The 13,316-nt window shown below is 29.4% G+C and carries 8 protein-coding genes; 1 reads left to right on the top strand and 7 read right to left on the bottom strand.

All coding sequences use genetic code 11. The features are described 5' to 3' along the window. Positions 1 to 6: 6 nt before the first annotated feature. From mutS to ACSYT2_RS06755, 5 genes are all read right to left on the bottom strand, one after another. Complete coding sequence (gene mutS / locus ACSYT2_RS06735; RefSeq protein ID WP_430856697.1) at positions 7 to 2,748, bottom strand: DNA mismatch repair protein MutS; 2,742 nt, start codon at positions 2,746 to 2,748, stop codon at positions 7 to 9. A 159-nt stretch (positions 2,749 to 2,907) separates the two neighbouring features. Then, a complete protein-coding gene (locus ACSYT2_RS06740) occupies positions 2,908 to 3,057 on the bottom strand; it encodes a hypothetical protein (RefSeq protein WP_430856415.1) in 150 nt (49 codons plus the stop codon). 230 nt (positions 3,058 to 3,287) lie between these two features. Beyond that, positions 3,288 to 3,719, bottom strand: coding sequence for a peptidoglycan-binding domain-containing protein (locus ACSYT2_RS06745; RefSeq protein ID WP_430856416.1), 432 nt, complete (start codon positions 3,717 to 3,719; stop codon positions 3,288 to 3,290). Between the two features lie 283 nt (positions 3,720 to 4,002). Further along, the gene (locus ACSYT2_RS06750; protein WP_438384275.1) at positions 4,003 to 4,215 is read right to left on the bottom strand and encodes a hypothetical protein; all 213 of its coding nucleotides are present in this window, start codon (positions 4,213 to 4,215) and stop codon (positions 4,003 to 4,005) included. 405 nt (positions 4,216 to 4,620) lie between these two features. Further along, on the bottom strand, positions 4,621 to 5,832 hold the full coding sequence (locus tag ACSYT2_RS06755) for a dicarboxylate/amino acid:cation symporter (RefSeq protein ID WP_438384276.1): 1,212 nt from the start codon (positions 5,830 to 5,832) through the stop codon (positions 4,621 to 4,623). A 188-nt stretch (positions 5,833 to 6,020) separates the two neighbouring features. Between ACSYT2_RS06755 and ACSYT2_RS06760 the strand changes: the two genes are divergently transcribed. Then, entirely contained in the window at positions 6,021 to 6,365 is a 345-nt protein-coding gene (locus ACSYT2_RS06760) for a phenylpyruvate tautomerase MIF-related protein (RefSeq protein WP_430856419.1), read from the top strand. Between the two features lie 65 nt (positions 6,366 to 6,430). On the opposite strand, the gene ACSYT2_RS06765 is transcribed toward ACSYT2_RS06760, so the two are convergent. Further along, positions 6,431 to 9,631, bottom strand: a complete 3,201-nt coding sequence (locus ACSYT2_RS06765) for a ligand-binding sensor domain-containing protein (protein ID WP_438384278.1) — start codon at positions 9,629 to 9,631, stop codon at positions 6,431 to 6,433. 338 nt (positions 9,632 to 9,969) lie between these two features. Beyond that, positions 9,970 to 13,227: a DEAD/DEAH box helicase gene (locus ACSYT2_RS06770; protein ID WP_438384280.1), complete on the bottom strand. Its 3,258-nt coding sequence runs from the start codon at positions 13,225 to 13,227 to the stop codon at positions 9,970 to 9,972. Between the last annotated feature and the right edge of the window lie 89 nt (positions 13,228 to 13,316).

Raw genomic sequence — 13,316 nt, forward strand, 5'->3', positions numbered from 1 at the left:
CCCTCCTTATTCAAATCTCTTTGCATCCTTTATTAATTTATATAGAGTATTCATTGCATCCATTGGTGTCATGTTCATAACATCACAATTAGATAATTCCTTGAGTAAAGCCTCTTTCTCCATATAAACAAAATCAATTTGCATATTATCTTTTTCACTTATAGCTTTATCCTTATTAATTTTTACTTGTTTCAACTCATCATTAACTCTTATTATCTCTCTATCTGTCTTCTCTTTTTCATTTTTTATTCTACTAATTTCTTTTCTTAGTAATTCAACTTCCTCTGAATTATCAGTTATTGCTATTTCACCTTCTAAATGAGGCTTATGATTAATCTCTATTCTAGCATCACCTTCTAATCCTTCTAGTATCTCTTTAGCTCTAGATATAACAGATGTAGGAAGTCCTGCAAGCTTCGCAACCTCAATACCATATGATTGGTCAGCTCCTCCTTCTACTATCTTTCTTAGGAATATAACATTATTATCTATCTCCTTAACAGCTACAGAGTAATTTTTAACTCCCTTAATTGTCCCCTCAAGCTTAGTTAATTCATGATAGTGTGTAGCAAATAGAGTTTTACACTTTAAGTTCTCATTTTTTGCTATATGCTCAATAACAGACCAAGCTATACTTAAACCATCATAAGTTGAAGTACCACGTCCTACCTCATCTAAAAGAACTAAACTCTTTGAAGTAGCATTTTTTAGGATATTTGATACTTCCCACATTTCTACCATGAATGTAGACTTACCACCAGCTAGGTCATCAGATGCTCCAATTCTTGTAAAGATCTTATCACATACTGAAATATTAGCCTTCTTAGCTGGAACGAAGGATCCCATTTGTGCCATAAGTGTTATAAGAGCTACTTGTCTCATATAAGTAGACTTACCTGCCATATTAGGCCCTGTAATTAATAATAGTTGATTTTCATCTCCATTAAGTACTGTATTATTAGATACAAAATCTCCTTTATTTATTACTTTTTCAACTACTGGATGTCTTCCATCTACTATATTAATAATCCCCTCTTCATTTATTGATGGTTTTATATAGTCATTTTCAAGAGCTATTAAAGATAAAGTAGATAGAGAATCTAAGTTACCAATTATTCTTGCACTCTTTTTTAATCTAGCAATTTGACTTTCAACCTTATTTCTTATATCAACAAATAAATCATATTCTAGTTTAACCAACTTCTCTTCTGCACCTAGGATTTTTTCTTCCATTTCCTTAAGTTCAGAAGTTATATATCTTTCTGCATTTGATAAAGTTTGTTTTCTTATATATCTCCCCTCTGGAATAGATCCATAGTTTGCCTTTGATATTTCTATATAGTAACCAAAAACTTTATTGTATCCTACCTTTAAGGATTTAATCCCAGTTACTTCTCTTTCACTACTTTCTAATGAGGCGATCCATTCTTTACCGTGAAGTTTAGCTGTTCTTAACTCATCTACTTCTTCATTGTATCCTTCTTTTATTATGTTACCTTCCTTTATAGTCATAGAAGGATCATCAATTATACCATCATATAGCATATCTCTTATATCTATAAGCTCATCTAAGTCATTAAAATAGTCCCTAAGTATTGCAGAATCACATTTACCTAACTGAGCCTTTATACCAGGAATCTTATCTAAGGATCCTCTTAGTGACACCATATCTTTACCATTAACATTACCTGATGATATCTTACCTACTATTCTTTCTATATCATATATTTCTTTAAGAGCAGATCTTAAATCCTCATTAAAAGAAACATTATTATATAGTTCTTCTACACCCTCTAACCTCTTTTCTATCTCATCCTTTATAATAAGTGGTTCATCTATCCACCTTCTCAGTGACCTTCCACCCATAGAGGTAGCAGTCTTATCAAGAACCCATAAAAGAGAACCTTTTTTACTTTTTTCTCTAATACTTTCTGTAAGCTCTAAATTTCTTCTTGAGTTTCCATCAATAGTCATAAAATTAATTATATCGTATTTTTCCAAGAAGTTTATATTAGTTAGGCTCATCTTTTGAGTATCAAATATGTATTTAAGTAGTATCTTTGAAGCTTCCTTTGATGTTTCATCTAAACCAGCAACTTCTGCTTCTGAGAATTGTTCTATTAATTCACTTTCTGAAACCATAAAAGATTGAATAGGCTTCTTTGTAATTAGTGCATTAGTATAACTATGTATCTCACTTATAAGCTCCTCTGACATTTTTTCATCAATAATAACTTCTTTTGGGTTAATTTTTGATAGTTCATCTAAAAGAGTTGTCTTTAAATTTGTAAATGAAGTTGTTTTAAATTCTCCTGTACTAATATCCGTTGAAGCAACACCAATTTTGTTTCCATCTTCGTATATTGCAACTAAGTAAGTGTTTAGATTTTCTGCTGTTGAATTAGTATCTATATATGTACCAGGTGTTATTACTTTAATAACATCTCTTTTTACTAAACCCTTTGCAGTTGCAGGATCTTCTACCTGCTCACATATTGCAACTTTATATCCCTTTGCTATAAGTCTTGGAATATAGGCAGCTGCTGCATGATATGGGATTCCACACATAGGGGCTCTCTCTTCAAGACCACAATCTTTACCAGTTAGTACTAGCTCTAGAGCTCTTGATGCTTCCTTAGCATCTTCAAAAAACATTTCATAGAAGTCTCCTACTCTATAAAAAAGAATACAGTCTTCATATCTATCTTTAATTTCAACGTATTGTCTCATCATGGGTGTTAGCATAATATAATTCCTCGCTTTAGTATTTAAAATGATAAAGCCTGTTAAAATAAGGCTTTATAGATATTATACTATAACGCAAATAGAATAAAAAGTGTTTAAAAGTAATTGTATTTTTGACGAATTTTTGACGTTGAAAAAAAGACTAGGATGATATAATATATCCTAGTCTTTTTTATGAATATTTACGTGTACCGACTTGCAATTATATTCTTTCATTGCTATCTCAGCTAATACTTTCTTGATTTCTTCTAAATTAGCCTCATTTTCTTCTTTTGTAATATTTGGCTCAATAATTGTAACTATTGCTGGCATATATACTCCACCCCTCTTATTTATTACTATAATTATATAATTTTAGCAATAATTTTCAATAATAACCATAAGGTGATTATTTGAAGAAAAGCTTTTTACAAGTTAATTTAATATTGAAATTAAGTATTGTGGCTATATTTTTAGTAGCTATTCCAATACTCCTATAAATATAAAAAGCTAGTAGGTTAATTTCTACTAGCTTTATTATTTACAATATTATCTTCTATACTCTATCCGAATATCAATTGCCCAAGTTTTTGATAAGTCGCCGGACCTGCATATCCATCAACTTGTAGCCCATATTTTGATTGAAAATTCCTTAAAGCATCACGGCTTGCATATCCATAACTTCCATCTACATCTAAGCCTGCACCAATTAAATAATTTAGCATACTTTGTAAACACTTAACTGGCTCTCCACTATTAACATATCCACTACCAAAACCAATAATTTGACCTGACAGCCATGTATATCCTCTAAAAGTCATAGTTAAATAATAGTCCCTCGCTGATTTACTATAAGGGTTTATGGTATTTAATTCTTTTTCCTCTAATTGAACTGGTTGAATTGTTTTAGCACTTACAGTTAATCCTGAAAAGGTGCTTGAACCTATTGCTATTATTGATAAAACAACTAACATTAATGATACTTTCTTTTTCATACTAAGACCTCCACATCTATTTTTGGGCCCAATTAAATTTTAGCATATATTATTACATATTTTGCCAAACTGTATAAAACGACCTTTTTCCATCATGAAATTACCCTTTATTTTTTTATATAGTGATTTTATGTATGAAATGACTTATTTGCTTATGAAATGCCAAAGAGGTAGCAAGTAGAAATTTATCTACTCACTACCTCTTTTTTGCTTTCTTATTTTATACAAGTTTCAGTACCTACACATTATACTCTATATAACTTCATATTTATCTATTTTATTTTTATCTCATTATCCTATAACCACATAATCTACATTTATACCAAGCGCCAGTATCATCATAAGGAGCCGGAGCACCTTTTGATGGACAATATTTATTTAGACATGTTATATAAATTGTTTGATCTCTAAAAATAGCTGCGTTTGCTGTTACAGGTGCTATCATCCCTAAAATTAAGCTCCCTAAAATCGCTGTTGATAATAATACTTTTTTCATACTAAAACCTCCACATCTATTATTTGGGGTCCACTTCTATATTACCGTTTATTTACATGGGATTCGATTAAAAACGTTCCCCATTTTAAAAGCTTATCTAATATATTCTGACTAGTTAATTTGAATCTTGTATAGTATATTGTAAATAAATCGTTAATATTGTTATAAAAAAATGTAGCAAGTAAGATCTCTCCTAACTGCTAAACCTTTTATTGTAAGTATGTTAATGCCATTTTTTAGTCCTCCAAAAAATATATTGTCTTATAATATATTTTTTATCATAATAGGGATAAATAAAAAAACACTACAATAAGTTGTAGCGTTAACTTAACAAAAATCAAATAATGATACCATCCTAGTTTATAACAAAAAAGGCTGATATCTCAACCTTTTTTGTTTAATAATTTATGCACTTTCCTTAATTTCATTATCTATAAATTCATCATCACAATGGATTACCTTTTCCACCATAATAGCTATAGCCCCATCAGTTGTAACATTAGTGGCAGTACCAAAACTATCTTGTGCTGCATGAAGGGCTATCATAATTGAACTTTCTAGTTGTCCAAAGCCTAACATACTTTGAAGTAAACCTAAAGCTGACATAACTCCTCCACCTGGTACCCCTGGCGCCGCTACCATTGTAACACCAAGCATTAGTATAAATGGCATCATCATGGCAAAGGTTGGAGTTTGTCCATTCATTAGCATTACCCCCATAGAAGTTAATACTAAAGTAATTGTATCACCGGCTAGGTGAATTGTGGCGCATAGTGGTATTACAAAGTCTGCTACTTCTTCTTTAACATTATTATTCTTAGTACAGTTAAGGGTAACTGGTATAGTTGCTGCAGAAGATTGTGTACCTACAGCAGTAAAGTAGGCTGGCAGCATATTTTTTATAAGTTTTAACGGATTCTCATTTTTTAATAATCCAGCAATAGTAAATTGTATTGCTATATATGAGAATTGTAAGGCAAACAGAACTACATATACCCTTGCGAAAGATTTCATAGTTGTAAATATCTCACCACTTAAAGTGAGTTTTGAAAATATTGCACCTATGTAGATTGGTACTAAAGGAATTAGTACATTTTTAACTACCATTGCTATAATATCATTAAACTCTTCAGCCACCTTCATTAATTGGCTATTTTTTATTTTAGAAATACCAATTCCAAGTAAGAATGCAAATACTAGAGCAGTCATAACTCCCATCATTGCAGGTATTTCTACAGTGAAATATGGTTCTATAGATAAGTCTGTTCCATCAGATAAAGATGCAGCTTTAATAAGTTTAGTTAGTATTGTTTTTCCTGCCAAGAATGCTACAAAACCAGCAATAATTGTTGACGTATATGAAAAAAATGTAGTTATTATTAATACCTTTCCTGACTTTTGTCCAAGTGATGCTATACCAGGTACAATAAAGCCAATTATAATAAATGGAATAATAAAATTTAAAAAGTTTCCAAATAGGCTACTAAATGTTGCTAATATCCTTACAGGAAATAGAATATCAGTACTTTTAGAAATAATCCCAATTGTTATTCCTAAAATAAGTGCAATAATAATCCTCATAAGTAATGATGGATTTTTTAATGATAGTTTTTTCATTTGTGTGTCCCCCTTTTGATGTCTATAATTCAAATACAATTGTTTTTCCTATGAGTACATTATAAACTACAACTGTCTTTATATCAAGAACAAATTAGCAGTTTAGATAAATATGATCTATCTTTTAACATATTTGAATAAAATCTATATATTATTATAAGTACGAATGAAATGAAAGGATGATGCTTATGCCATACATTGATTCTAAAGTTACCATTGCTCTTTCGGATATTGAGAAAGAGAATTTGAAAATTGAACTTGGTAAAATAGTAAATGAAATTCCAGGTAAATCTGAAAAATTTCTTATGCTTGGTTTTCAAGATAACTACTCACTATACTTTAAAGGTGAGAAATTGAAATATGGAGCATTTGTAGAAGTTAAGTTGTTCGGGAGAGTAACCGAAGATTCAATGAAGAAAGTTACTGCAGATATCTGCGAACTTTATAAGGAAAAACTAAATATTCCTCCAAAATCAATTTATATTAAGTTTGAAGAGGTAGATACTTGGGGATGGAATGGAGCAAATTTTTAATATAATGATAGATGTAATATTTAATTATATCTAAAAAGCCTATGAATTTATCATAGGCTTATGCATTATATTTTATTATTTACAGGTAAATTTATAATAAATGTACTTCCTTTATTGATTTCACTTTCTACGTAAATACTACCCCCATGTAGATCTATTAAATGCTTGGTTATAGTTAATCCTAAACCGCTTCCTCCTTTAGGCTCTGAATGCCCATCTGCTACTTGATTAAATCTATTAAAGATATTCTTATGATTTGATGGATCAATACCAATACCAGTATCTTTAACTTTAATACAAACAGAATTTACTAAGTCCTTAATTGTGACTATAATCTCTCCACCATAAGGTGTATGATTGCTTGCATTACTAACAAGATTAACTATGCATCTTTCAATTTCACTGGCATCACATAAAATATACTTCTCCTCAACTTCCGGATCAATTATTAATGTAATCCCCTTATTCTCTATATAATTCTTCATAGTAAGAGCTGCCTCTTCAACTACATATACAATATCATGTTTATCTAAAATAAGATTGTAATTACCGTTTTCTATTTTTGAGGAATCTATTATATTATTAATTAGGTTAAGTAGTCTTTTAATGTTTCGTCTTTCTACATCCATGTAATTAGCAATTTTTTCTCTAGAAATACCACTCTCGCTTTTATTAAGTTCACTTATTAACTGTTCTGTAGAAGATAATACATTTAAAGGAGTCCTAAGTTCATGGGATAAGTTAATAAAGTAGTTATTCTTGTTTCTCTCAAGATTAATAACCTTATTTAAAAGTTTATCATTTTTTTTCATTTCCACCCTTAATTCCTTAGTTTTCACTGCAACTAGTGAATCAAGTTTTTTAACCTTATTTTTCTGGTGAAAAATAACTATAAATATGAACATAATATATATTAATATAGCAACGTTGCTAGCCCAGATTGGCCGATCAATTGAAAAAGTAATTGTATTTTCCTCACTCATTGCTCCAATACTATTACGAGCTTTTACGCTTAGAGTGTAGCTTCCTGATGATAAATTACTAAATGTTATTTCATTAGTATCCATTAGTTGCCAGTCATCGTTTTTATCTTCTAACTTATAATAATATCTAATACTTTCAGTATTCTTGTAATCTGGTAAGAAAACTCTAAAGCTTATATTGTTATTATTATTTCTAAAACCTTCTCCATTAATGTTATCTACTTCTATACCATTAACCTTAAATGTGTCGAAAACAACATCTGGGGTATTTTCTTCTCTTATTAGATCATTAGGATAAAATGCGTTTAACCCGTTTATTCCTCCAAAAAGAAATTCACCATCTTTAGTTTTATAATATGATTCCCCATTAAATTCATTACTTTGTAACCCATCAGTCATATTTAAGTTGATGAATTTATTTTCTCTTCTATCAAACTTGGATAACCCATAATTAGTACTTACCCAAGGATTATTATCATCGTCAAATAAAATTCCATAGATAGTGTTATTAGGTAGTCCATTCTCTACTGTATATGATTCGAAATGATTAGTTTTTTTATCTAATTTATTTAATCCAAAGCTCGTCCCAACCCATATATTGCCATTCCCATCTTCATTAATTGCTCTTATAGAGTTATCACTTATTGAATTTGGGTTATTTTTATCATGCACATAATTAATTACTGTATTATCCCTTGGATTAAGTTTATATAATCCAGCTTTTATAAAGCCACCTAACCAGTAATTTGATTCACTGTCTTTAAAAATAGCACCACTATACTTTTCATCACCAGATACTTTATCTAAATAAGGTGTGATATTAGTAATTTCATTTGTTGCTAGATCTAAAACATTGAAGCCCTTTGATGTACCTATAATTAAATATCCTAAATCATCATAATAAAGATTTTTTACTTTATTTGAAGTTAATCCCTCTTCTTCAGATATAATTTTAATTTCTTTAGTTACCTTATTAAATATATTTAAACCATTATTAGTACCAATAAAAATATCTTTATCATCACCTGTAATGTCATTTATTGAATTATTACTAAGGGAGGAATTATCTGTATTTATATATGTAAACTTTTCGGTTCCATCCTCTATAATATTTAAACCTTTAGTATTTGTTCCAATCCATAGAGATCCATCAGTATCTTCGTAAATTCCACCAATCATATTATCATTAATTGCATCATTATTAAATGGATCTGTACTATATTTCCTAATTTTATTAACCGGATCAAATATACTAATCCCACCATAAGTTCCAAGCCAAATAAGACCATTTTTATCTTCAATTGCAGTGAAAGTATTATTATCTACTAAGCTAGATTTATCATAAACCTTATTGTTATAATTAATAAAATTATCTTTTTTACTTTTGTACTTAGCTAGTCCATTCCCAGTACATATCCAAAGTTTCCCCTTAGAATCTCTTAGAAAATTCTTCACATTATTGCTTGGTATTGAATTGGGATCATTAGCATCATTCTGATATGTTTTAACTTCCATAGTTTCAATATTAAATTTTATTGCACCCGAATTATTAGTCCCAAGCCACAAATAACCATCTTTATTGTTATATACTTTATAAACAGAATCCTGTTCCAAGCTCCTATCCAGGTCATTTAAATATATCTTTTCTACAGTATTATTTTCTAAAGATATTTTATTTAGTCCACTCTCTGTCCCAACCCAAAGATTATTATTTTCATCAAAGGTAATTGAATAAATCAGTTGATCTGTTAAATCATCTTTTCCACCAAATATTCTTTCAAATTTATCTAGATTTTCATTATATACATTAATTCCATCAGAAGTAGCTACATATATTTTATTTTCTTCAGTAACTAATATTTCACATATACTAGAGCTAGATAAATTACCTCCATCCTCTTCACTATTATAGTTTTTAATTATTTTACCTTCACTTGATATTAAAGATATTCCATCTGAAGTACCAACCCACACATTCCCATTCTTATCCTCTTGCAATGCTATAATATAGTTATTAATTAGGGATTTGTCTGAGTCTTTCTCTTTTCTATAAACCTTGTAATTATATCCGTTATATCTGTTTAAGCCATCGTTTGTCCCAATCCAAATATAACCTTTCCTATCTTGTATTATTGTCTCTACAGTGGTTTGTGATAGTCCATCTCTACTGGATATATTTCTAAACTTAATATCGGTATATGCCTTTATTATTTTTTCATTATTTATTAGAACGGTAGTACTTATTAATAGAGCTAATACAATTTTTTTTATATGTTTTTTCACTCATGTGTACCTCTTATCATTTTATTGGTATTGCATGTTACATTATATATTATTATGTAACAACTTTCTATTTTTTTTGTTAAAAATTTAATCAATATAAATATATTAGCACAAAGTATATAGATAAATATACATAAGTTCTAATCCATTGTATAAAAATCACTAAAATTCCCTTTTCTTATAAAAATATCAAATGAACATGAAGTACTTATCTATTACTGAAATATGATTTAAAGGATACTACATCATATTTCACCTGAATAAACTTTTTATATATTTTAATATTATAGGTAAAACAAATAGCCAGCTATCTTTATTTTGATAGCCAGCATTATTTATTATTCTCTTGAGAATAGTGATATTACATCCTCTTCACTTAAGTTTATCATTACTTCGCCCAGTTCAATATTTCCTCCTACAACCTTATCTATGAGCTTTTTCTTTTCATCTTGAAGACTTACTATTTTTTCTTCTATTGTACCTTCAGACACCATCTTTATTACCTCTACTACATTTTCTTGACCAATTCTATGGGCTCTATCTGTAGCCTGATCCTCAACGGCAGGATTCCACCAAGGATCAAAATGAATTACAATATCGGCACTTGTAAGATTAAGACCCGTTCCACCAGCCTTTAATGAAATCAGGAATACTGATGTATTATCTGAATTAAAATCATCTACTAGTTTGCCCCTAATTTTCGATGGAGTTGATCCATCTAAGTAACTAAAGGTTATGTCATTCATTTTAAACATTTTTGCAATATTCTTAAGCACTGAGGTGAATTGTGAGAATATAAGTATCTTATGCCCTTCCCCTATACTTTGTATAACTGTTTCAAGTAATGCATCCATCTTACCGCTTCCACCTTGGTAATTATCCATTACTACAGAAGGATCTAAACATATCTGTCTAAGCTTTGTTATATATGAAAGTATCTCAATTTTACTATTCTTAAATTCATCCTCCTTGACTTTTCTTTCAATTAATTCCTTAGCATGGTTAGCATAAGTTGAATAAACTTTTAACTGTTCTTTCTCTAATGGAACTATAAGCTTCTTTTCAATTTTATCTGGCAATTCTTTAATTACATCTCTCTTGTATCTTCTAAGTATAAAAGGTTTTATAAGTCTATTTAACTCTTCTATTATGCAATCATCTTCTTCAAGCCTTCTATGATATCTTGTTACAAATCGCTTTTCATCATATAAATATCCTGGCATAATAAAGTCAAATATGCTCCAAAGCTCCATCAGAGAATTTTCAATTGGTGTTCCAGTAAGGGCAAACCTATTATTAGCCTTTATACTTTTAGCTGCCTTTGCATTTTGGGAACCTTGGTTTTTTATATTTTGAGCTTCGTCTAATATGCAGTAGTTGAATTCTATTTCCTTATATAAATCTAAATCTCTTTTTAAAAGGTTATATGTAGTAATAAGAACATCATAATCCTTATAATGATTTATAATATATTTTCTATCTGCTCTATTGCCATTTAATACTCCAATCTTTATAGTAGGCGCAAATTTATTAAATTCACTAAACCAATTATATATGAGAGAGGTTGGAGCTACAATTAAGGCCTTACTCCCTTTATTTGAAGCTAGGAATGTAATGGTTTGTAAGGTCTTACCTAGTCCCATTTCATCTCCAAGTATTCCACCAAAGCCAAGATAATCTAGAGATTTAAGCCAGTAATAACCATCTTTTTGATAGTTCCTAAGGTCTGCTTTTATATTATCTGGAAGAGGGAAATCCCTCTCCTTCAAGTTAACTAAAGATTTCTTTAGTGATTTTAACCCTCTTCTACCCTTAATATATTTAATTCCACCTTCTTCAAGGTAATCTTCAACATACATTCCTTTGCTCTTGTGAAATTCTAGTCTATTACCCTCTAAATTATTATCTTTTTCTAAAGTATCTAAAAGTTTTAAGAATTTGTTTAGTTCAATTTCTTCAAGGTCTAAGAATTCACCATTAGCCAGTCTATAGAACTTTTTATTATCCCTAAATGCTTTAAGGATGTCAAAACTTTCATCAGGATTAATATTATCTATAGCAAATTTAAATTCGAAGTAATCAAATTTACCTTTTTTCACCTCTCCCTTAAAGCTACTACTATTTATATTTTTTATACCTGTAAATCTATCTGAATAATATACCTCTCCATAGGGTTGAAGCTTTAGGATATCTTCTTTAAAGAACTTGAATATATACTCCTCATCTTTAAAAAATAGGAAGTTATCATTTACAGCTTCAAAGCCTAACTCTCGTAGTTTTTGGACGACTTTATCCTCTTTAATTCTATCTCTGTATATAACTTTTTCCTTAAATGTATCAAAATAATTAAATTCATACTTGTCATAGCAGACTTTAAGGGTTAAGTATATTTCTTCTTCTTTATCAAAATAGAACTTAAATGATACAGGTGCTATTACAACTTTATTGCTCAACGAAGGGGAAAGGTCTATATCAGATGTCACCTTTTGTATAGAAGGTATTAACTCTCTTAATACACGATCCTCCTCTGACTTTGTAAAGAATATTGTATTACCGTGATTAAAAGCCTCTATATAAGGGGATAGGCTAGTAATCTGTTCTTCTGGAGGGATATATATAGTTGTATTATATAAGAATACATCATCGCTATCTGCAAGAACTTCTGGTACTCCATTAGGTGCCTCAAGTTTTATTATGTTGCCTAATTCCTTCAAATTCATAGGTACTGATATTTTATCATCAATTATTTCTGTTTCAATTATTCTTGAATAGAATCCTGATCCAAGATATATCCTTTTCCCTTTAATTATTGTCATAAATTCTTTAAGAAGAGCTTTAGGTATTATTATTTGCTTTCCAGATACAAGTTTATCATTAACCTTTCTAAAGGAATTCGAAGATAGATCAATTTCCTTTAATAGTTCTATAAATTTAATTAATTTCTTATCTTTAATACTTAATTTTTGCTCTTTAATATTAAAAGTAAAGTCCTTCCCATAGGTAATAGGTACTTTATTATATAGAGCTACAAGAAATCCATCAATATCCTTTAATGTATATAATTTATTTGATTTTGTATCCTTTAATCCTATTTTAAATTCAGCAGCAATTTTACCAGTCCATGATATTCTATTTAATATTATTTCAAATTTAAGTTCATTCTTTGTATCTTTATCACCAATTAAAAAATCAAGGATTGATGCTTCTGTTGCCTGAATAAGTTCTTCCTTAGCATCAATAAGACCTAACCTATCTTTTATTCCTTGATCTTCTTCGATGGCATTTAAAAATTTATAGAAGGTTGCATATAGATGTTTACAACAATACCCCTGCTTTTTATGTCCATTCTTCTCATATGTACTACAACTACAATAAGACCAAATAAGTTCTTTAGTACTCTTATCTATATCAATTTTACATGAATACTGATTATAAAGATCTTCTGATATAACAGAGCTTACTAAAACAATTTTATTATCCTCACTTTCATAACTTATATCAGATATTAGGTCATTTTTTAAAACTCTCTCACCATCTCTACTATTTTTACCATAACTACTTTTATTAAATCCCTCAAGTAGGGCTTGTTTTATCATTATCTCACCTGCTCTAATTTTTATATATACATTATACCATCAAAAATTATGAATTCCTTCATAAAATAACAATAGAATACACATAACAG

The organism is Clostridium zhoujianii (assembly GCF_051590805.1).
GTDB lineage: Bacteria > Bacillota > Clostridia > Clostridiales > Clostridiaceae > Clostridium.